This is a genomic window from Algoriphagus sp., assembly GCF_013373065.1.
In the GTDB taxonomy this organism is placed as follows: Bacteria; Bacteroidota; Bacteroidia; order Cytophagales; family Cyclobacteriaceae; genus Algoriphagus.
The window spans coordinates 47,721-69,445 of sequence record NZ_JABXIN010000013.1 but is presented as its reverse complement, the minus strand read 5'-3'; the positions used below and the strand labels follow the sequence as shown (position 1 = coordinate 69,445).

23 protein-coding genes are annotated in these 21,725 nt (G+C 43.2%); 16 read left to right on the top strand and 7 right to left on the bottom strand.

Annotated features, from left to right (window positions below):
• Positions 1 to 134: 134 nt before the first annotated feature.
• The 6 genes from HWE15_RS09235 (at position 135) to HWE15_RS09210 (ending at position 5,536) form a co-directional block, all read left to right on the top strand.
• Complete coding sequence (locus tag HWE15_RS09235; RefSeq protein ID WP_290507235.1) at positions 135 to 1,031, top strand: alpha/beta hydrolase; 897 nt, start codon at positions 135 to 137, stop codon at positions 1,029 to 1,031.
• A gap of 115 nt (positions 1,032 to 1,146) precedes the next feature.
• Positions 1,147 to 1,863: an acetolactate decarboxylase gene (locus HWE15_RS09230; protein ID WP_290507234.1), complete on the top strand. Its 717-nt coding sequence runs from the start codon at positions 1,147 to 1,149 to the stop codon at positions 1,861 to 1,863.
• 171 nt (positions 1,864 to 2,034) lie between these two features.
• Positions 2,035 to 2,772 carry a hypothetical protein gene (locus HWE15_RS09225; protein WP_290507233.1) on the top strand — a complete coding sequence of 246 codons (738 nt, stop codon included), beginning with the start codon at positions 2,035 to 2,037 and terminating at the stop codon, positions 2,770 to 2,772.
• A gap of 109 nt (positions 2,773 to 2,881) precedes the next feature.
• Complete coding sequence (locus HWE15_RS09220) at positions 2,882 to 3,115, top strand: hypothetical protein (protein ID WP_290507232.1); 234 nt, start codon at positions 2,882 to 2,884, stop codon at positions 3,113 to 3,115.
• Positions 3,116 to 3,139: 24 nt separating this feature from the next.
• Entirely contained in the window at positions 3,140 to 4,501 is a 1,362-nt protein-coding gene (locus HWE15_RS09215) for an ADP-ribosylglycohydrolase family protein (protein WP_290507231.1), read from the top strand.
• Between the two features lie 558 nt (positions 4,502 to 5,059).
• Positions 5,060 to 5,536: a hypothetical protein gene (locus tag HWE15_RS09210; protein WP_290507230.1), complete on the top strand. Its 477-nt coding sequence runs from the start codon at positions 5,060 to 5,062 to the stop codon at positions 5,534 to 5,536.
• A 134-nt stretch (positions 5,537 to 5,670) separates the two neighbouring features.
• Here HWE15_RS09210 and HWE15_RS09205 read toward each other — a convergent pair whose 3' ends face one another.
• On the bottom strand, positions 5,671 to 7,035 hold the full coding sequence (locus HWE15_RS09205) for a M28 family peptidase (RefSeq protein ID WP_290507229.1): 1,365 nt from the start codon (positions 7,033 to 7,035) through the stop codon (positions 5,671 to 5,673).
• 369 nt (positions 7,036 to 7,404) lie between these two features.
• On the opposite strand from HWE15_RS09205, the gene HWE15_RS09200 reads away from it, so the two are divergent.
• Together HWE15_RS09200 and HWE15_RS09195 are read left to right on the top strand one after the other, a co-directional pair.
• Entirely contained in the window at positions 7,405 to 7,785 is a 381-nt protein-coding gene (locus HWE15_RS09200) for a hypothetical protein (protein WP_290507228.1), read from the top strand.
• Positions 7,786 to 7,943: 158 nt separating this feature from the next.
• On the top strand, positions 7,944 to 8,849 hold the full coding sequence (locus HWE15_RS09195; protein WP_290507227.1) for an NAD(P)-dependent oxidoreductase: 906 nt from the start codon (positions 7,944 to 7,946) through the stop codon (positions 8,847 to 8,849).
• A 19-nt stretch (positions 8,850 to 8,868) separates the two neighbouring features.
• On the opposite strand, the gene HWE15_RS09190 is transcribed toward HWE15_RS09195, so the two are convergent.
• From HWE15_RS09190 to dgt, 3 genes are all read right to left on the bottom strand, one after another.
• Positions 8,869 to 10,056, bottom strand: a complete 1,188-nt coding sequence (locus HWE15_RS09190; RefSeq protein WP_290507226.1) for a histidinol-phosphatase — start codon at positions 10,054 to 10,056, stop codon at positions 8,869 to 8,871.
• Positions 10,057 to 10,226: 170 nt separating this feature from the next.
• Positions 10,227 to 10,892: a heme exporter protein CcmB gene (locus tag HWE15_RS09185; RefSeq protein WP_290507225.1), complete on the bottom strand. Its 666-nt coding sequence runs from the start codon at positions 10,890 to 10,892 to the stop codon at positions 10,227 to 10,229.
• 32 nt (positions 10,893 to 10,924) lie between these two features.
• Positions 10,925 to 12,268: a dGTP triphosphohydrolase gene (gene dgt / locus HWE15_RS09180; protein WP_290507505.1), complete on the bottom strand. Its 1,344-nt coding sequence runs from the start codon at positions 12,266 to 12,268 to the stop codon at positions 10,925 to 10,927.
• Between the two features lie 179 nt (positions 12,269 to 12,447).
• Here dgt and HWE15_RS09175 point away from each other — a divergent pair, with 179 nt between their 5' ends.
• From HWE15_RS09175 to HWE15_RS09160, 4 genes are all read left to right on the top strand, one after another.
• Positions 12,448 to 13,260 (top strand): DUF4382 domain-containing protein, encoded by an 813-nt coding sequence (locus HWE15_RS09175; protein ID WP_290507224.1) that lies wholly within the window; start codon positions 12,448 to 12,450, stop codon positions 13,258 to 13,260.
• A gap of 64 nt (positions 13,261 to 13,324) precedes the next feature.
• On the top strand, positions 13,325 to 14,125 hold the full coding sequence (locus tag HWE15_RS09170; protein ID WP_290507223.1) for a DUF4382 domain-containing protein: 801 nt from the start codon (positions 13,325 to 13,327) through the stop codon (positions 14,123 to 14,125).
• Positions 14,125 to 15,150 (top strand): bifunctional diaminohydroxyphosphoribosylaminopyrimidine deaminase/5-amino-6-(5-phosphoribosylamino)uracil reductase RibD, encoded by a 1,026-nt coding sequence (gene ribD, locus HWE15_RS09165; RefSeq protein WP_290507222.1) that lies wholly within the window; start codon positions 14,125 to 14,127, stop codon positions 15,148 to 15,150. Before HWE15_RS09170 ends, ribD begins: the two co-directional genes overlap by 1 nt.
• A complete protein-coding gene (locus HWE15_RS09160) occupies positions 15,143 to 15,625 on the top strand; it encodes a GAF domain-containing protein (protein WP_290507221.1) in 483 nt (160 codons plus the stop codon). Before ribD ends, HWE15_RS09160 begins: the two co-directional genes overlap by 8 nt.
• On the opposite strand, the gene HWE15_RS09155 is transcribed toward HWE15_RS09160, so the two are convergent.
• Both HWE15_RS09155 and HWE15_RS09150 read right to left on the bottom strand, forming a co-directional pair.
• Positions 15,622 to 16,221, bottom strand: a complete 600-nt coding sequence (locus HWE15_RS09155) for a thiamine pyrophosphokinase (RefSeq protein ID WP_290507220.1) — start codon at positions 16,219 to 16,221, stop codon at positions 15,622 to 15,624. The genes HWE15_RS09160 and HWE15_RS09155 overlap by 4 nt on opposite strands.
• Entirely contained in the window at positions 16,221 to 17,201 is a 981-nt protein-coding gene (locus HWE15_RS09150; RefSeq protein ID WP_290507219.1) for a membrane dipeptidase, read from the bottom strand. The genes HWE15_RS09155 and HWE15_RS09150 overlap by 1 nt, the downstream gene beginning before the upstream one ends.
• 102 nt (positions 17,202 to 17,303) lie before the next feature.
• On the opposite strand from HWE15_RS09150, the gene HWE15_RS09145 reads away from it, so the two are divergent.
• Genes HWE15_RS09145 through HWE15_RS09130 form a run of 4 tightly spaced genes read left to right on the top strand, consistent with a single transcriptional unit; the run spans position 17,304 to position 21,121 of the window.
• Entirely contained in the window at positions 17,304 to 17,816 is a 513-nt protein-coding gene (locus HWE15_RS09145) for a 3-hydroxyanthranilate 3,4-dioxygenase (RefSeq protein WP_290507218.1), read from the top strand.
• A 26-nt stretch (positions 17,817 to 17,842) separates the two neighbouring features.
• Entirely contained in the window at positions 17,843 to 19,129 is a 1,287-nt protein-coding gene (gene kynU / locus HWE15_RS09140) for a kynureninase (protein WP_290507217.1), read from the top strand.
• A gap of 25 nt (positions 19,130 to 19,154) precedes the next feature.
• A complete protein-coding gene (locus HWE15_RS09135; protein ID WP_290507216.1) occupies positions 19,155 to 20,507 on the top strand; it encodes an NAD(P)/FAD-dependent oxidoreductase in 1,353 nt (450 codons plus the stop codon).
• 5 nt (positions 20,508 to 20,512) lie between these two features.
• Positions 20,513 to 21,121 (top strand): nitroreductase, encoded by a 609-nt coding sequence (locus HWE15_RS09130; RefSeq protein WP_290507215.1) that lies wholly within the window; start codon positions 20,513 to 20,515, stop codon positions 21,119 to 21,121.
• A gap of 34 nt (positions 21,122 to 21,155) precedes the next feature.
• Here HWE15_RS09130 and HWE15_RS09125 read toward each other — a convergent pair whose 3' ends face one another.
• Positions 21,156 to 21,686 carry a DinB family protein gene (locus tag HWE15_RS09125; RefSeq protein ID WP_290507214.1) on the bottom strand — a complete coding sequence of 177 codons (531 nt, stop codon included), beginning with the start codon at positions 21,684 to 21,686 and terminating at the stop codon, positions 21,156 to 21,158.
• Between the last annotated feature and the right edge of the window lie 39 nt (positions 21,687 to 21,725).

Genomic DNA, 21,725 nt, shown 5'->3' with positions numbered 1-21,725 from the left:
TCGTGGCTCCAAGGGAATTCCGTCCCGGAAATTCCCTTATCCAAATCAGAGAATAGAAACTTCATCTTAAAATGATGTAATTGGTTGGAGAAGGAAAGAAGAAGTAGGGAATGAACCATCAAAATTACCAAACTATGAAGGCAAGTCTTGCCCTTTCACTAGTGTCATTATTTTTCACCTTAGTGAGCTTCCAACAAAAAGCGATGTCCAAGACCCAGACACGGACTGATTCAATCATCGCTAGAAATGTGACATTTGAAAGTGCAGGAATTAGACTGGCAGGTACCATTTACATTCCCCAAAACCCTATCGCTGCTCTTGTCCTTGTACATGGCTCAGACCAAGTGCCACGGATGACAGCCTTTGCCGAATTTGTAGCGGAAAATAACTTATTGGTATTGACCTATGATAAACGCGGAGTTGGAGAATCGGGAGGAGTTTATGCAGGTCCGGAAGTTGGCACAAATAATATCAGTAATGAAAACCTTACCATATTGGCAAATGATGCTAGTGCCGCAGTAAATTTGATTCATCAAGAGTATCAAAACCTGCCAATTGGTTTGATGGGCTTCAGTCAAGCCGGTTGGATCATCCCCCTCGCTGCCAACAAAAATCCCTTGATCGAATTTATGGTTTTATTCAGTGGGCCAACGATCACTACGCTAGAACAACTCCGGTTTCAGTTTTATACTAATGGAGATCAAGATTTCTGGAAAAATCATTCCGAAGAAGAGGTAAGGTTTCACACATTTCACGACCCAGATCGCTTCGATTTTATAGCCACTGACCCAATAGATGCTTTGAGCAATCTTTCAATTCCGGGACTTTGGGTTTTCGGTGAAAAAGACATTCAAATCCCTGTAAAAATGTGTATGGAGCATCTAAACCTATTAAAAGCACAGGGCAAACCCTATGAATATGTCCTTTTCCCAGAATTGGGACATAATACAGGGAATGTTGCCTCCAAGGAGCCTATTACGATTGCCATCGATTGGATCAAAAGGGAAAGCAGTAAATTAAGAGAGCGGTAGAAAATATACCTTTGCCTCAAATTAGATTGTATCTTCCTCCTCGAAGGCCACAGAATTAGTTGCGCAAAAAAAGAATAAGAGCTGTTGAGTTTCGGAATTTTGAGAAATAGAAAAAATGAACCTAAAACACTCCCTCTTCGGACTTCTGACTAGTGTACTGATTAGCTGTCATTCGAATTCAAGTGAAAGAGAAACCTATCTCGACCTTAAAATTGCCGGTGCTATGCGCAATGTGATGTGGAAAGGGGAATTAGGCAGTAACATTGACCTAGATACCATTTGGGACAAAAACGGACTTTATGGAATTGGACCTGTTAGCTACTTGAGAGGGGAATTGCTGATCAATAACGGAAAAAGTTATGTCTCAAGAGTAACATCCGACTCAAGCATGTCCCTTGAAGAAACATTTGAAATTTCTGCCCCTTTCTTTGTGTATGGAAATGTGAAGGATTGGAATGAAATCGAATTGCCTGCCCAAGTGAAGACCCTTCAAGATTTGGAGCAGTTTATTGACGAGCAGACAAAGAATTTTAAAAGACCTTTTGCCTTCAAATTAACCGGACAGGTTTCTAATGCGATTATCCATATTCAGAATTTACCCGAAGGAACAAGCGTATCATCTCCGGATGAAGCACATCAAGGGCAAATCAATTATGAACTGGAAAATGAAGAGGTAGAAATCGTTGGATTTTTCTCAACCGAACACCAAGGAGTTTTTACCCACCACGACTCCTTTGTACATATGCACTTGATCACCAAAGACGAAACTAAAATGGGGCATTTAGATGAACTGGAAATCGGAAAAATGAATCTGCTCTTACCGAAGAAATGATCTCCTTACAGGGGGAGGTTGTATATATACTTTTCAATCACACAGAATTTGCAGTTCTGAACGAACCCTCTTCATCTCAGTACTGGGATGATCACTTGACCCTTTTTTTCCGCCTATTTCACAAGACCATAAAAATCAATAGATTAGATAATCTTTTAACCCTTCCCAGCCATGATAACAATCTCCACAAAAGACAGCTATCGTCTTACCTCATTATTGATGATCATATTGATCCTCGGCATACAGTGGGGATTTTATAGACCTTACCTCAGCCAGTTTCCCAATTTTGTAGACTCCACTCCAACTATCCATGTTCACGGAGCCCTATTAATGGCCTGGATGATGCTCCTAGTGGTGCAGCCCATGCTCATCTATTTGAAAAAGGCAAAATGGCACCGAAGCCTTGGTAAAGTTTCATGGGTACTTGGTCCCTTAATTATTATCTCCATGTTTTTAGTGGGAAGAGGTTCCTACTGGAGAGGCCTGGATTTCATAAACGCAAACCCCGGTCCTTTTCAAGTCAGCGATCTCCTAGCTACGATGGTTTTGGATATTCGAGGTTATATCACTTTCGCGATCTTTTGGGCTTTAGCCATGGCCTATCGAAAAAACTCTTCTGCTCATATGCGCTACATGATTGGGACAGGCCTATTGGCAATTGGGCCAGGGATTGGGCGAGGGTTAACAAATACTTTTGATTTTTCTTTACAGGCTGCGTTAACTACAACTGATGTACTTGACCTGCTGATTGTAGGTGCATTTCTAGGCTATGATTTGATTAAGAAAAAAGACTACAAACCGAATCTCAACATTTTCATCGTATTCTTAATCGGTTCCATTCTTTGGCAGATCGACTATAGTGAGCTTTGGCAAAACTTTGCCCAAGGCTATGCTGATCTTTTGTACTGATCCAATTCTCGTTGAATAGGCCTTTTGGCCAAAAAATTTAAGCCCAACTAGCCTCAGTAATCAATAGACCCTTAATTGGATAACTCTTCGCTGTTTTTTAGATTAAAGCATGAAAACTACCTGGAAAAAATTTCACATTACCCTCAAAATCGGGATTCTCCTTCTTATTTTCGGTTCACTTCCATTCCTGATTGTGATGGTTTTGGACTCTCTGGGTTTGGTTACGTCAGGAAACTTTGCCTTAGGTACCGGCCCCTTGATAGTATTGACACGTTACCCAGCTTTTATCCTCATTGTCTTGGGAATTATCCTTACTTGGAGGAAGGCAAATAGAGCTACATAGCAGTAAAATCCACCATTTGGCACCATGAACTTCTCTAATTTCATCCAATTCCGAGCCTTAAGTATCACCTTGATTGGGGCTATGCTCTTTGCCTGCAAATCAGAGCAGAGTTCTGAAAAAAATCCTGACATAGAGTACCTCAACTATGAACCGAAGGCATCAGATTGGGTCCTGGATCGAGAAGCCTATGAATCCAAATTACAGGGGTTTTGGTTGGGAACCTGTATCGCCAACTGGACGGGACTGATTACCGAGATGGATAAAATCGGAAATATTGGGGAAATCCAAACAGGAGATTTTTATACCCGTGAGGATTGGGGAAAAGCCGATCAACCCAGCATCTGGGCAGCCGGTATTCCAAGTGCCTTGTCTCCAACTATCGATTTTATTTTTGCCGACGAGGACAGTGTCTGGGGAGCAGATGATGATACTGATATCGAATACATCTATCAGGAACTCCTCCTCAGAAATCAAACCTCCTTCCTCACAGGAGAACAAATCCGGGAAGGTTGGCTCCGTCATATCAAGGCCGAAGAGGAAAACTACCTGTGGGTTTCCAATCAAAAAGCGCTGGACCTGATGAATGAGGGTTTGATTCCTCCCGCCACAGGAGATCCCGCAAACAATCCTGAATACGAGATGATCGACGCCCAACTCACCACAGAAATCTTTGGGCTCTATGCTCCCGGAAGACCGGAATTAGCTTTGCAAATGGCTCAACTTCCTATTCAGACAACAGCAAGAAAGGAAAGCGAATGGATTTCGAATTTTTATGTAACTCTTTTTTCCCTTGCCGCAACTGCAGATCCTTCTCAACCCCTGAAGGAACAGCTCTTTAGGATGGCCGAAGAGGCTAAAAAACAGCTTCCATCAGGCTCTTATCCCGCGTTGATGTATGAGTATGTCAAATCAAAGTATGAGGAAGGCATTCCCTGGGAGCAAGCCCGCGATTCGGTGTACTACCGCTACCAGGTCAATGAATTGGATGGTTATGAGTTGACCAGTCGAAACCTCTATTGCAATGGATGTTTTGCAGCAGGGATCAACTTTGCGGCAAGCTTGGTCAGTCTGTTTTACGGAGAAGGGGATTTAATCGAAACCCTCAAAATCGGAGTGCTTGCCGGTTGGGATTCGGATAACCCTACGGCTACTTGGGGAGGATTAATTGGTTTTATTATCGGTAAAGAAGGGATAGAAAAAGCATTCGGGAGGAAATTTTCCAATCGTTTTCATATTCACCGAACTCGGATCGGTTTTGACGGGGAGGGCATCGATACCTTCGAAAAAATGGCAAAAAAAGGAATCTGGATCATCGACCGGGTAGTTCAGGAAGAGCTCCATGGAGGCGTAAATCTGCGAGAAAACAAGTGGTATATCCCAAACTAATAACGTTTTCACCCATTTAGTTGATGAAATTGGCCATCAATCTTTCGAGTTGAACGTTTTCCTGCCTAGGTGGGGTGGTTATACAGTCAGAGTTCTTGCAAGGGTGGATCAGTATAAGTCACAGATTATGAGTATTTTCTATAATTAGAAAAAGAACCAGCATTGTATGCTGCTTTTTAAATCTTTCAAAAGCCTGAATACTTCCCGAAACAAGATCTTCTTCTGAATTTCAATCCTTGTTTTTCAAAAAAATCGGTAGATTATTCCAAAATACGTCAATCGATGAATTGTAAAAATTGTGGAAAGCTGGTCGAGGGAAATTTTTGCAGCAATTGCGGACAAAACCGGCGGGTAGGCAGAATCAACTTTTCAAATTTTATTCAGGAACTGTCTTCCTCAGTCTTTCAGGTAGAGCGGGGTTTATTTTTCACGATTTGGGAGATGATCGTTCGGCCGGGAATTAGCCTTAAAAACTTTCTTTAGGGAAAGCGAAAAGCCTATTTCAAGCCTTTTGCATTCTTATTAACCTTATCCACTGTTTACTTTCTTCTCGCCGAAATGACCGATCAAAGCACCTGGCTTGGCGACTTCGGTAATGGCTGGATTTCGGGGGCATCCGATTTTGACCAAGAAAGCAATGCTGAGAAAGTATTAGCCTGGTTTGTGAACAATTATCGATTCTCCACCCTATTCTTACTTCCTATTTACTCATTCGCCTCTTTCCTTGCGTTCCGAAAGTTTGGCTTCAATTATCTGGAACATATCGTAATCAATTGCTACATCACCGGGCAACAGGCACTATTCTACTCGCTTTGCATTTTAGGGGAAGCAATCTTCCGAAATGAATTATTCGAAAGCCTTACAATCATTTTCTCCATTGGCTATACGCTATGGGTATTTTGGTTTTTGTTTGATCAAGCCAAACCAGCAGGCCGGATCTTCCGAACTTTCCTCAACTACATTTTATACTTCTTATTCGGTGGTATTTTACTATTTGCAGCCATGGCTATTATTACCTTGGCTGAAAAATTTTAACCCCCTTCAAGGAAAATTCTAAATTTCCAAAAAGCGAAAGCGCTTAAATGCCACCGTGAGTGTCTTCACTCACGGTGTATTCAAAAAGCTAAAAACCTCTTTCTAAGATTCTCAATGGGTCCGAGCCCATTGAATTATCTCCTAATTTGTTGATAAGGGAATACCACTGGGGACTCATTGCCATCTTTGCCGACGGCAGCCACACCGAAGTAGTAATTGTCAATGACAATTCCCTCCAAGGTGTGCTCATTCACCCCAGATACATACACAAAATTATCCCAGGTAGGAGAAGTCGTCAATCGGAAATAGATCTTGTAGCCTGCAATATTTGGGTCATTACTTTCCTCCCAAGCCAAGGTCGTAGAAGGACGAACGGCTCCCCCAATTCGTACATCTTTAGGAGCTGGTGGTGCCCAGGCCAGGCCTGCCAATGAAATGGCATTAACGGAAGTTAACTTTTCTGCATAGTCAAAATTCACTCCCTCGATCACATCGCCATAGGCTATTCCATTTTCCACACGGATATCCTGATGCTGACGGTTGTAATTTTCATGCGCCTCCATGATTCGCACCCCGGCGAATCCTAGATCATTAAACGGTCGGTGATGACCACCACGGCCAAATCGATCCAAGCGATAAATCATCATGGGGTTCATTTCGGGCATATATGTTTTGACTTGCTTATGGATATATCTAGCCAATTGTCTGGAAATCCCATCTACTTCGCCCCCTGTGAATCTTCGAGCTCTTCGCTCCTGCTCGGTTTCATTTGCAGGAGTAGGCTCTGAGAAAATCCGGAAGGTTCGATTATCAATAACTCCATCCACGCCCTCGATATTTCCGATCATATCATTGTTCAGAACACCGACGATCTCCCAGCCGTTTTCCTGGGCATATCGTGCCAAACCTGCTCCTCCAAACAAGCCCTGCTCTTCGCCGGATAAACCAACAAAGGCGATGCTATGCTTGAATTTATACTTTGAAAGAACCCGAGCCGCTTCGATAGTACCAGCCATTCCAGAGGCATTGTCATTGGCACCTGGTGCATCGATTTCAAAATCCATGGTATCCGAAGCTCGTGAGTCAATATCTCCTGACATGATTACGTGAGAGTTCGGATAATCCGTTCCTCGAAGGATAGCGACCACATTCACCACATAGGCGTCTTTTGGAACGCGACGATTTCCTTCTTTCGTCACAAAATCCTTTTGATAGAAGACCTCTAAGCATCCCCCACATTCCTCAGAAATTTGATCAAACTGCGCCTTGATCCATCTTCGGGCTGCTCCAATTCCGCGCGTATTAGAAACTGTATCTGAAAAGGTATTTCTCGTTCCAAATCCTGCCAAGGTCCGAATATCTTTTTCGATACGCTCGGAAGAGGTGTTTTCTATGATTTCATAAATGCGGGTATCAATCTGCGGTGGAGCTTCCTGCGCATAGCTGATACCGATCAATCCAAAAAACAGGATAGGCGTAAGGTATTTAAATGGTTTCATGTCATGGTGATTTTAGAATGGGAATATCAGAAAAAGTCCACGTGAGGGAAAAAGAAAAATATATAAGCGGATTAAATGTACACTTAGATAGAGTTTTCTTACCCCCGCCTATTTTAGCCTACGCCTGAATCATCATTAAAATTTGCCTGCCCCAAACTAACGAACTGAGGATTTTGTAGAAAATCTCCAGAAAGCCTACCGGGAAAATGGGAAACCACAGCGGATAGGATTTCAGCAAAAATTCTCTCTGACCCATTCTTAACAATTAAAAAACGTAGAAAATAAAACCTGAAGGATTGCACCTCGTATCTTGAAGTTATTATGAATAAGATAAAATTTTCAAGACTTTTAATTTTTCTGCCCTTTTTGATGGCATTTCAATGTGGAGAGGAAATTTTTTCGGAAGATGACCCCTTATTGGAAAACGGCTTCTCAGGTTCTTGGGAAATATCAGAAGAGTCAATCAATGGGTCATCTGACTTGCTTCAGAAATGTTGCAAGTATTTTAATTTTTACCTGGATGGAAATCCCAATGATTTAGTAGGTGAATACACCTATTCTGAGGACAATTCCGGGAACATTGATGGGGTTTTTATTGTGGATCCTACCAAACAAGAACTCATTTTTCGGGGGAAAGACGGTACAGATATCCTAGCTTCCTATTCAATGAATGCGGATCGGGATTATTTGATATTATCATACAAGGCAGGTCGAACCGAATTGGTCCAAGGCTGGGCCAGAATGGACTAGGACTCAGCTTTACAATTTTCACAAGCACCCTGAAATGGGAATTTTTTGGAGTTCCGCTACTTCACTATGACCAACTTTCTGCGTAAAATCACTTGGATTCTTTAGAGGGATTTCCTACCTCGTATTTAGTTTGAATTTCACCCCATTTACCAGAAGCCATGAAAAAAATGCGAATTTTCTTCACCGGAGGATCAGGAAAAGCCGGAAAGCACGTCATCCCATATCTGCTTCAACAAGGCCATCGTGTGATGAATGTAGACCTTACTCCCTTGGATTATCCGGGGGTAGATAATCTTACAGCCGATATCACCGATTCGGGGCAAATGTTCAATGCCATGAGCATGTATGCAGGCTTCGATGAACTAGAACTGGGCACTGGCGTTCCCAAATTTGATGCAGTCGTACATTTTGCGGCAGTTCCCCGAATCCTACTCAAACCGGACAATGAAACATTTCGCGTCAACACCATCGGGACTTACAATGTAATAGAGGCTGCGGTAAAATTGGGAATCAAGAAGATCATCATTGCCTCTTCAGAAACGACTTATGGCATTTGTTTTTCCGATGGGCAAACCAACCCAAAGTACCTTCCGCTAGATGAAGAATATGATGTGGATCCTATGGATAGCTACGGGCTTTCCAAGGTGGTGAATGAACAAACAGCCAGAAGTTTTCAGCGCAGATCTGGAGTGGATATTTATGCGCTTCGAATTGGAAATGTCATCGAGCCACATGAATATGCCGAACTTTTTCCTCACTATTTTAAACATCCAGAGGTACGTCGCAGAAATGCTTTTTGCTACATCGATGCGCGTGATTTGGGACAGATTGTGGACTTATGTCTGAAAAAAGACGGACTGGGGTATCAGGTTTTTAATGCTGGCAATGACCACAATGGAGCTGTCATTCCTAGTAAGGAGTTAGCCGAACGCTTTTTCCCGGGAGTGCCTCTCACCCGCGAACTCGAAGAACACGAAGCCCTTTTTTCCAACCGTAAAATTCGCGAGGTCCTTGGTTTCAAAGAGCAGCATAATTGGAGAAATTATTTGGATTGGGAGGGATAAACTTTTTGAGCTCCCTTCTTTACCTTTTCACTACAGGCTGGGTCCAAGCCTCCTCAAAATCCCCGGGTCGATAGGGGTTTTCTTTGGATTTAGAAGAGGTGACTTTGGCTCGGACATAAAGGTCGTTATCCGCTAAGGTATAAGATCCTTCCGTTCCTTGAATCTCCTCAAGTAAGACCCCTGCTGCTTGAGGATCGGACTTTTTAGTTCCAAAAAAGCGAATGGTATAAGTTACTCCCTCCTCCTGATTTACGGATACTTCAAGCCGCTTACCATTGAAATCAACTTCATTCAACAAGACCCCCGTACTTGCATAGAAATCCCCCATTTCCATCGCCTCAATCAAATCTTCAGCGCTCAGGGATTTGGACCAAACTTGGACCCATCCTCTGCCGGGATTACTTTGCTTTTCTCCAAAAACATGGTAATGATGGGCATCATCTACTGCCAAGCCATAAAGTAAGGGCTTCCCCGAGAGGAGGTAAGACACCTGAACTTTATCCCAAAGTGCCTCCATACTTGGGCGGAGGCTATCGCCATAATTATGAACCTCCGGATGACCATTGTAAACTTCAAAAAATCGCTCTCCCGTTAAACTCATCATGTCTTCCGGCGTGATAGCCCAAATAAAATTCGGATGGTTGATATGTAAAAACATGGGGTGCCCCGTTTCCTCCCGTTGCTTTTTTACAAGGTCAATGTTCCGCTGCAAAACCTCCGAGACAGAGTTACCAGTGGCTGGCTCAATGTATTCCTGAATGTTGGTAACATTCATGTGTATCGGCTTCTTTTCAAAACTTGCCGTTACTTCTTCAGAGGGGATGATTAAAAATTTCTCTTCTTCTTCAAAAAGCGGACGATATTCCTCCAAGGTTTTCAAGCGCACGTGAATCCGCTCTGCAGTATCCTTTCGATACTCCACCCAATCAGTCCCATATTTTTCGAGATAATTTTCAAAAGCTTGTTCGTGCATTGGAGACTTGGGAATCAATTTCCACTTTTCTCCTACTTGCAGGGTATTGTGATCGGAAAGCACAGCGAAATCATAGCCTTGGTTTTTGTACCAATTCATGATCATCTCCGGATAATTATCCCCATCACTCCAATAGGAATGGGTGTGCAGATTTCCTTTGTACCATTGCTTTTGGGGAGAGCAGGAGAAAAAGCTGATCGCAAAAAGACTGATCCAAATGATCGAATTCTTCATATTGAGGGGGATTTTTAAATAGTGCTTGATGAAAGGTAAAAAATTCTTTCCCGGAATGGAAAAGCCGATCATTAAGTTTAGGATAATTCTACTTTCCACAAATTCTCAAACCATCCCTGCTTTGACCAACATCGGGCTTGCCTCCTGTTAACTGCTAACTGTATACTGTCCTAGCTTCTCCACAGATAAGGAAATAGCAAATACCCGGCTGCGGCTACAATCGCATTGATCGCTAGCAAACTCAACAACTTGTCTGCACTAACTGACCAGTCCAATCCATCTAGGGCATTTTTGGAAATTCGGATGGCCATCAACAAAATCGGAATAATCACAGGGAAACTCAGAATTGCCATCAAGGTGGCATTATTTCCAGCTTTTGAAGCGATACCCGAAACCATTGTCAGGCATGCTGAAAAGCCCATAGCTCCTAAAACCAAGTTGAGTAAAAAGAGGGTTTGATCTTGGACAGGATTTCCCAAAATCACTGAAAAAACCACATAGCCCAACAACGCCAATATCAGGGTTAGGGCCGTATTGTAGATGATTTTGGAAAGGATGATCGCTTCAGGAGATGCGATCATATAGTAATAAAGTTGCCGCCCCTGATGCTCCTGTACAAAACTTTTGGCCACGGCATTCACTGCTGAAAACAGGATAATGATCCAATACAGTGCATTCCAGGTCGGTACGGAAAGATTTCCCATCTTGGCTCCTACGCTCAGATAGGTGATAAAAACAGCCGAGACCACGTAAAGGAGAATCCCATTCAGAGCATACTTTTGTCGCCACTCTAAGGTAATTTCCTTTCGGATCAAGACGCTGATTTCTTTCCACATAGGCCAAAGATAGGAGGAAGAAGGCAAACTTATCAAACTCCCGGGAAGGAGATGCCTTTTACGCGACGATAGAGATTAAGTGCATATTTATCAGTCATCCCAGCAATAAAATCAATCAATTGCCTCAATAAAGGATAGGGGTTTACTTCTGCTCCCCAGCCCTTCAGCGGGAAATCTTCAGGAAGCAAACGTAAAATGCTTTTGTCCTGACCGGAGAATAATTCTGGGGCATAGAATTTATGATACAAGGCTTGCCCAAATACATCCAGCAGTCCTTCCAAAACCTGGAATCCCGCGGCTTCTTTTTCCAACACCACCTTGGAACGATAAATATTTTGAATGGAGAGTTCTGAGATGGCCTGTAAAGCTTTTGCGGAAGGGATCACATCCGTCAGAGCTTTGTCGAAATGGCCTTTGCACATACTTTCTTCATATTGAGCAAAAGCCTCCACCGTCTCTTGGATCAAAATCCCGATTGTCAAGGCGCGCAAGGCCCCCAAGTTTTGCGAAAGAGTTCGGTTTTGCAGTTTTTTGGAATCAAACTTGTCGCCTAAAATAGGCTTTAGTAAAGCGAGGGTCTCTTCAAAGCTGACCAAGCCCATGGTACAACCATCTTCCAAATCTATAATGGAATAACAGATATCATCTGCTGCCTCCACCAAGAAGGCCAAAGGGTGGCGAAACCAACATTCCTCACTGGATTTTTCAATTCCCAGAAAATCGGTCAATTGCTCAAAATCCGAAAGCTGATTGATAAAAAAGCCAAACTTCTTCTGACTTCGGCGGGCAATATCCCGATGGGAAATAAAACTTGGTCTTGGGTATTTGGTAAAGGCCGCCAGCGTCGCATAGGTAAGTTTCAGTCCATTTTGCTTGGAAACCAATATACGGAAGCCTTGGGCGTTTCCTTCAAAATTGCAAAGGTCTACCCATTGCTCTGGACGAAGGTGCTTTTCCCAGGCCATTCCTTTTGGGTGGAATTTGAAGAAATCGGAGATGGCTTCCTCACCTGCATGACCAAAAGGTGGATTCCCAATATCGTGGGTTAGGGCAGCGGCTGCCACAATCCCCCCAATTTCAGAAGCAGAAAGCTCCGTTTTTTTCAGGTTGGGATATTTTTCAAGTAAGTATTCCCCAGCAGCTTTCCCTAAAGAGCGCCCTACAGAAGAAACCTCAAGACTATGGGTCAACCGCGTATGCACGAAGGCCTGTTCGGGCAGGGGGAAAACCTGCGTTTTATCCTGCAGATTTCGAAAAGGCGCTGAAAAAATGATCCGATCATAGTCGACTTCAAATTCACTACGTGCTGCTTGTGTGGGAATAAATCCCGGTTTTTCTCCAAATCTTCCTCGGCTGAGGAGGCGTTCCCATTTCATCATGCCCAAAAATAAGAAGGCTCACAAAGAATTCACGGGATTTTTAGGGATTTCGCTTTGATACTAAAATCCCGGGCTCCAATTCCGCAATTTTATTCAATCTTCATGCGAAATCTTTCCTTGATTCGTTATTCCTTGGCATCACCCTTGTATGTTATAACCAGAAATTAAACCATACTATGAAAAATCTTATCCAAAAATTCTTAATCCTATCCATTCTTCTCATTTCTTTTTCTTGTGATTTCAATGACTCCCCAGAAGACCCCAAGGCCTCTGTCAGCTTTACTTTAGTGGATGCCCCAGGTGATTTTGACGAGGTATGGGTTGAAGTGCTATCAGTACGCGTTCAGCATATTTCGGAGAATGAAGCAGAAAATGAGGACGAATCTACTTGGGAAGAAATCCCCGTCCAAGGAGGTAGCCAACTGGTTAACCTGATGGAATTAACAGGAGAAAATTCTTTCTTGATTGGGACAGAAGGGTTTGAATCCGGAAGAATCAATCAAATCCGGCTTGTTCTTGGAGAAAATAACTACGTAGTCAAAGGGGAGGAGCAATTTGAATTGAAAACACCTTCCGCCCAGCAAAGCGGACTCAAAATCAAATTGGATCAGGAAATCATAGCAGGAAATGCCTATGGAATTATCATTGATTTTGATGTAGCTAAATCCATTATCGTCGCAGGCAATTCAGGAAACATCAACTTAAAGCCAGTACTTCGGGCATTTTTGCAGGAAACAGCAGGTATTCAGGGACAGGTTCTTCCTACAGAAGCTCAACCTGTCTTAGTTGAAGCCCTCCAAAATGGGAATTCATTCTCCACCTTTACCAATGGAGAAGGAGCCTTTGTCATTCAAGGCTTGGAACCCGGAACCTATACCTTGAAAATCACACCCAATGAATCATTCCAAGCTTTGGAAGTAATTGACGTAGTGGTCGAAGAAGGAAAAATCACAACAGCCGACCCTATTGTTTTAGTCCCTGTGGAATAAAGCAAAAACTCAATTTTCCGGAATTGGAACTCGATTCCATCAAAGTTTTGACCTAAATTTGGGCGTGAGAAAAATCCACGCCCTTTTTATTTTTTCTATCCTTTCCCTGAGCTTTCTCGGCTGCTCCAGTGGTGACGAAAGCCCCAAGGCCCTGCTCAATCTGGTTCTGGTCGACGCTCCTCCCGCTTATGATTCTGTCTTCGTAGAGATCCTCGGAGTAGATGTCCTGATGAATGTAGAAGGCAGGGATACCGAACAGCAATCTTTTTTCATTCCGTATGAGCTAGGTGATAAACGGATTAAAATTTCTGATTTAGTAGCAGGGGAGGTTCTTCTCCTAGGTCGAGGTACACTTCCTCCCGGTCAAATTATTGGGATGGAAATGCGCTTAGGAAGTAGCCATAGTCTTTGGGAAAATGAAAAATCATATCCCCTTCCCTTAAAATCCGATTTGGATCCGCTTATTCCCATTGATGCAGAACTGAGCCTAGACGCTGGCCTTTCCTATGATTTGATTTTAGATTTTGATTTGGAAAAATCCATTCGAACTATCTCACTAGAACCCTTTTCTTTCGAGTTAGACCCAAAAATCGAAACCATCTATCCCGGTCAGTTTGGTGAACTAAAAGGAAGTATCTCCCAAACCACCTTAAGGCCTGCCATTTTTGCGATCCGAAATGGAGACAGTACCAGCACCCATACGAATTCCTCCGGCTCTTTTTTATTTCGACTTCCTGAAGGAATCTATGATATTTACTTAGATCCCAAGGATGATGCTTTTCTTGCCGATACGCTTTTTGGAGTGGAAATTATTAATCGTAAGAGTATAACCTTGGACCGAATCAGCTTTAGACCCAAACCCTAATGGAAAATCCAGCAGCATACATGCGCAGAGCTTTGGAACTGGCCGAATTGGGGAAGGGCAGTGTCAGTCCTAATCCAATGGTGGGATGTGTCATTGTAGCGGATGGAAAAATCATTGGTGAAGGCTATCATCAACAGTATGGAGGTCCGCATGCAGAAGTTCATGCAGTCAATTCCGTTCAAGACTCGAGTCTTTTTTCGAAAGCTACGGTTTATGTTACCCTAGAGCCCTGCGCTCATTTTGGAAAGACACCTCCTTGCGCCAATTTATTGGTTCAGAAAGGAGTAAAAAAAGTGGTGATTGCAGCAATGGACTCCAATCCCTTGGTAGGTGGAAAGGGTGTTGAAATTTTGAAGCGAGCGGGTATCGAGGTTGAAACGGGATTGTTGGAACAGGAAGCACGTACACAAAACCGACGCTTTTTTACACAAATCGAACAAAACAGACCCTATGTAATCCTGAAATGGGCTCAAACAGCAGATGGCTTTGTGGCGAGGAAGGACTTTTCTTCCAAATGGATTTCCAATGCGCTGAGCCGTCAACTCGTACACCGCTGGCGAGGGGAGGAAGACGCTATCCTCGTTGGAAAAAATACCGCTGCTTATGACAATCCCTCCCTGAATGTGCGGGACTGGGAAGGGAAAGATCCTATACGCATCGTCCTCGATCCCGAATTAAGTTTGGATCCCGGGCTTAAGCTTTTTGATCGCAATCAGGCAACCATCTGCTACAATACCCTAAAAACCGAGGAATCCGAAAATCTGGCATATGTCCAAGTCTCGCCCGAAATGCACCCATCAGAAATTTTGACTGACCTTAAGCAGCGGAAAATTCAAAGTGTCCTCATAGAAGGCGGTGCTTTTATATTGAAAAAATTTCTGAATGCTGAACTTTGGGACGAGGCCAGAGTGTTTACCAGCCAAGTTCGATTTGGTGAGGGAATTGCTGCCCCTGTCATGCCTATTCCGCCGAGCTCACAGATACAATTAGAAGACGATTTACTTTCCTTTTACATCCATGGCTGAAAATTTATATATCCCTGAAAAAGCCACCAAGGCTGAAAAATACGAGAATTTGCTCCCACAAATTGAGGCGCTTATCCATGGAGAACCAGACCTCTATGCAAATCTGTCCAATATCGCCGCCGCGCTTAAGGAGGTATTTGGATTTTTTTGGGTGGGCTTTTATCTGGTAAAAAATGATCAACTCGTTTTGGGACCATTTCAGGGACCCATCGCCTGTACTAGGATTAATTTTGGAAAGGGAGTTTGCGGTACCGCTTGGAAAGAAGCCAAAACCCAACTCGTTCCCGATGTGGATTTATTCCCTGGACATATTGCCTGCAGTTCAGCTAGCCGATCCGAAGTTGTGGTTCCATTGATTAAAAACGGGGAGGTCCAACTGGTCTTGGATGTGGACAGTGATCAATTGAATGACTTTGACAAGGAGGATCAGCACTATTTAGAGCAGTTGATGGAAATCCTTGCCCGACAGATTTAAGCTAAGGATTCCCCGATCCAAAAGAGCTTTTCCGAATAAAAGTGATTCAAACCTTCCGAGATGCAGATAGAAGCTGAAGGGTCAAGGACTTCTTCCTGATTTTCTATTTGAACAGATTGCCCTTTTCGTCCAAAAAGCTCCAATTCTCCTTTCGGATACCACTTTTTTAATTCCCCTGATTTGACTGGAAAATACTTTCTGCCTTGATCGAAAATGCACAAATCCATTTTTTCCATGAATAGCTGCAACTCTTCAAATTGACCGATGGGAAAACCCACCAAATGAGCAGCCCGATGATCAGATGCCATCAAATAGTGTAGGGCATCATTGATAAATTTCCCTTTTCCACTTTCATAAAATCGTAATGGGTATTGCTCTTCTAGTAGATGAATGTTTTCCTTTTGAAATGCTGCTGATGCCAAGATCACATCAACTTTAATTCCCCAAGAAAGGACTTGCTCTACAGCAGGCTCGGCCACTAAAACCGTTGGTACCCATTCCAAGAGCCCCGATAATTGATCCCAAGTAAAATCCTCGATATCAAGTATTACTACTGCTGGCTCCTGCTGCTCTTTGACAAAATGATGGGAAGACATCAGGTATAGAGATTTTGATAGAAGTTTCGAACGTTTTGATAGGCCAATTTTCCCAATTGGCTAGCAGATAAGGATCCCTTCAATGTTTCTAGTATTTCAGGATACTTAGATGCATTTTCAGCCAGAGGAAAGTAAAAAGGATATCGACTTGGATCCGGAAAATCACCTGTATAGAAAAAGTCGGCTCCAAAACTTTGCGCATTATCTCCTCCAATTTCAAATCCATGTAAAATATGCTCAAATAGACGCTCAGGTACCGAATTATCCAAAAAAGCCCGTAAAAAGTTTACGCCAATAATCCCTTTTCTTCGGATAATCTCTTGGGCAAATTCATCCGTTAAGTTTCGCTTGTGATCCCAAATTGACCGGTAATTGGAATGGCTGGCAATCACTGGGATATCTAGGTTTTGCTGATCAATGTGATTCAAAATCCCTGCTGCCAATAAATCCGAGGTATGGGATAAGTCGATGGGGATGCGTTTTCCACTCATCCAATCTAGCAGTCGTTTTCCATCTGCTTTCAGGCCAATTGCTTCTGTGTAATTTCCTCCTCCAAATCGGTTTTCAGTATGATGGGTCAGGCTGATATAGGCCAATTTGCCAACGGATTCAAGAATTGCCTCCAGCTGCTGCTCAATCTCCTTCCAACTTGCATGCTCCTCACCCAGGCCAGCAGCATTTTCAATGGATGCCATGATTCCGATTTGGTCGGATTTAATTTCCTTATCCGGCTCAAAAAAGGCAAAGGTTTCGGGGTGGTTTTGCAAAAGCTCCTGAAAAATATCGGCTTGTTTTCTGGCCAACGCCATTGAGCCTGGACGGACATCCGTGTAAATCGCCATCACTTGGAGCTTCACATTCCCTTTTTGAAGTAGGGGAACAGCACAGGCAATATCCTCCGAAGAAAAGGGATTCGCATTTGGCACTTTCGCCAAATAGGAGAGCATATCGCAATGAAGGTCGTAAATGGGAAAGTTCATTGGCAGGTAGTTTCAAACAAAGTAAACCAAAAAAATGCGTGTTTTTTAATACTTTTAGCACCTCAGCGAGTTAGATTTTAAGATCATCAAAAAAATCACGACATGGCACTTACTCCTCCTTTCAGTTTCAAAAAATGGATTGATGAACATCGACATTTATTGAAACCCCCTGTAGGGAATCAACAAGTATTCAAAGGGAATGACGACTTTATCGTGATGGTAGTCGGTGGACCCAATGCGCGGAAAGATTATCATTATGAGGAAGGTGAGGAGTTTTTCTATCAATTGGAAGGGGATATTGTCCTCAAAGTGATTGATGAGGGAGTGCCAAAAGATATTCCCATCAAGGAAGGGGAAATATTCCTGCTACCACCCCGCGTTCCACATTCTCCACAACGTCCTGCCAATACGGTCGGTTTGGTCATGGAACGCTACCGACGAGAAGGAGAAAAGGATGGTTTTATGTGGTATTGTGAAAACTGCAATCACCTCCTCCATGAAGAATATGTGGAACTGACCGATATCGTCAACCAGCTGCCTCCTATTATGGAACGCTTCTGGTCCAATCTAGAACTCCGCACCTGTAAGAATTGCGGAACTGTCATGGAAAAATAAGCCCATCTCAAACCACCCTATTTCCTATGAGTCATCAGAACTACGAATTTTCAGAATCATTTGCCCGAAAAATGGATGCAGAGGATCCTTTGAAGGATTTTCGAAACCGCTTTCATTTCCCAAAAGTAAACGGTCAAGAGGCCCTATATTTTTGCGGGAATTCTCTCGGACTTCAACCCAAAAGTGTTCGGGATTATTTGGATCGAGAACTTTCGAATTGGGCTGAATTAGCAGTAGATGGACATTTTCATGGGGAAGATGCATGGTATCATATCCGAAAAAAATCCAAACCTGCCTTAGCGGAAATTTTAGGAGCACATGAGCATGAAGTAGTTGCCATGAATAACCTCAGTGTGAATTTGCACTTGCTAATGGTTTCATTCTACCAACCTACTTCTGAGCGATTTAAGATTATCATCGAAGCAGGAGCTTTTCCTTCCGATCAGTATATGCTGGAAAGTCAGGTGAAGTTTCATGGCTATGATCCCGCTGAAGCAATTGTGGAATTAAAGCCTAGGCCTGGAGAACATACCCTTCGAACCGAAGACATCATTACAGAAATCAAAAATCAAGGCGATCAATTGGCTTTGGTCAATATGGCTGGGCTGCAATATTATACAGGGCAGATTTTTGATATGAAAGCCATAACCGAAGCGGCTCATTCAGTAGGTGCCTATGCTGGATTTGATTTGGCACATGCGGTAGGGAATGCTCCCTTGGCTTTGCATGAATGGGAGGTAGATTTTGCAACTTGGTGTTCGTATAAATATCTGAATTCCGGTCCCGGGAATGTCTCTGGAATTTTTGTCCATGAAAAATATGCAGAACGACCTGATCTTCCACGTTTTGCTGGCTGGTGGGGGTATGATGAGGGAAAACGCTTCTTGATGGAAAAAGGCTTTATCCCCATGTTTGGTGCAGACGGTTGGCAACTTGCCAATTCCAACGTCTTAGCTTTAGCAGCCCATCAAGCTTCCTTGGATATTTTTCAGGAAGCAGGCATCAAAAACCTACGGGAAAAAAGCGAAAAACTGACCGGTTATTTGGCTTACCTTATCCAGCAAATCAGCGGAGAATCAGGGGTTTTGGAAATTATTACTCCCGAAAACCCGGCTGAACGGGGATGTCAATTATCTTTGCTGATTCATCGAGGAGGTAAAGCAGTATTCGATGAATGGTATCAGCATGGAGTAGTAGGGGATTGGCGCAACCCCAATGTGATTCGCCTAGCGCCTACTCCTCTGTATAACAGCTACTTGGATGTGTTCCGTTTTGCAAAGATTTTGGAACAATCCTTGGAGAAATTCGCTTAAGGAAGCGAGGATTAATTCATCCCCCATGAAAAAAGAAGAAATTACGGTGCTAGGGGCGGGCTTGATCGGCTCCCTAATCAGCATCTTTCTCAAAAAACAGGGACTAGACGTACAGGTGTACGACAAGCGCCCTGATATGCGAAAATCCCAATATTATGAAGGTGGACGAACCATCAATATGGCGTTGAGTCATCGTGGATGGAAAAGTCTCGAACAAGTTGGCCTAATCGACCAAGTCAAGCCACTCGCCATTCCCATGTATGGGCGCCGGATTCATGATGAACATGGAGGAACATCATTCATGCCTTATGGGCTGGAAGGGCAGGCTATTTATTCCATTTCCCGTGGCAAGTTCAATCAACTCCTTATGGAGGAAGCGGAGCGACTGGGTGCTCAAATAAATTTTGAGCATAAGTGTGAAGAAGTGGATTTTCGTGACCAAAAAATCACCTTTTCGACCCCTGATGGAACATTGGAAAAGGAAGCTCCGGTCATCATTGGTGCGGACGGGGCATATTCCTCTTTGCGCATGTCCATGCAGAAGCAAGTTCGCTTCAACTATAAGCAAGAATACATCTCCCATGGTTACAAGGAATTGACTATCCCACCAACTGAAGAGGGGGAATTTGCCATGGACCCGAATGCACTGCACATCTGGCCGCGAGGAAAATTCATGTTGATTGCTCTTCCCAATCCAGATAAATCATTCACTTGTACCCTCTTTTTGCCTTTTGAAGGCACCAAAGTTTGCTTCGACAAGATCAATGACGAGGATGATTTGGAGACCGTATTCCAAAGCTACTTCAATGATGCTTACGAATTGATGCCGGACTTGAAAACCGAGTTTTTCAAAAACCCTACTTCAGCGCTGATCAATATCGAATGCTATCCTTGGGTACAGGGTCACAGTTTGCTTTTGGGAGATGCATCTCATGCGATGGTTCCTTTCTATGGACAAGGCATGAATTGTGGCTTCGAGGATTGCTATATCCTCAACCAATTGATAGATAAGTATGGGCATAACTCCTGGGATTTGGTTTTTGAAAAATTTCAGAAGAAGAGAAAGCCTGATACCGATGCGATTTGCCGATTAGCAATGGAAAATTTCATCGAAATGCGCGATACAGTGGCAGATCCCAAATTTACTATCCGCAAAAACATCGAAAATAAGCTCCATGAATTATATCCGAAGGACTGGATTCCCCTCTATTCTATGGTGACCTTTTCGGATATGGGCTATGCAGAAGCCTATGCACAGGGAAAATTGCAAGAAGCCATCATGGATCGGGTAATGGCAGATCCCTTGATCACTGAAAATTGGGAGCGCCTAGACTATGAAGACATTATCAACAAAATGGAAACCTCAAAAGCCGTTTAATTCCAATGGAAAAACCAAATTTCAATAGCGAAGAAGTTACTAAAATCATTCGCGGCAGACGATCGATGTTCGTCGCTCAATTCAAAGAAAATGACCCGGTAGATGATGCCATCATTGAGGAAATGCTGGAGAATGCCAATTGGGCACCTACTCACAAATTGACTCAACCGTGGAGATTCATCGTGTACACAGGAGCCGGATTAAAGAAATTTGCTGACTATCAGGCAGAGTTGTATAAAAAGCGAGCTGAGAAAAACGGGACTCCTTTCATCGAGGCAACCTATCAGCGATTCAAGGAAAATCCACTGAAAGCCTCACACGTGATTGCCATTTTGATGAACCGAACAGAAGGTTCCGGTATTCCGGTGATGGAAGAAATCGCTGCTGTTTCAATGGCCATTCAAAATATGTATTTGACGGCTTGTGCTCATGGATTAGCTTGTTACTGGGGCACCGGTGGACCGACTTTCTGGGAGGAAGCGCGGGAAGATTTCGGTTTGGAAGGTGAAGACATGTTGATGGGATTCTTCTATGTAGCCAAACCTGCAACGGATAATTGGCCTGCTGGTAAGCGGGAGCCGATCGCAGACCGTGTTGGTTGGATCAGAGAATAAAAAAATGGCCGCTAAAAATTAGCGGCCATTTTTATTAAAGTGCTACAAATGCAGGAGGAGTGATCCCATTCGCCCTTAAGTATGCGATAGCTGCGCCGCGATGGTGTGTACTATGGTCCATGATCAATGCCATAATCTGTCTTCTGCTGGCATTCATTCCAAAAACTTCAATCACTTCACCAGCCTTGTCAGCAGGCACTGCTTTCATCGTTGCTTCAGCATAATCGTAGGCCTTTGCTACATAATCTGCTAATTCTGCCTTGCTTGCAGTAGCCACATCGATGCTAAAACCAGGGTCTTTACCCATTAAATATCCCTGAGAAATCCCCACAGCTGAAGAAGCTATGTGGTGAATCTGCTCTTTGAAACTCATTGCCTCCGGATCCGTTTTGTAATCCATACCGGATTCAGGCATGGCATTTAATACATCTATAGTAAACTGCTTTCCATTTCTCCATTTACTGAGAAATTCATCCATCGTCGTTTGAGCATGAAGATTTCCCAAGACAAACAAAAATACCAAAGTAAAGAGGCTGGATAAAAGTGTTTTAACTTGCTTTTTCATTTTTTGGATTAGGTTAGTTAGATATTAAAGTTCCACTAT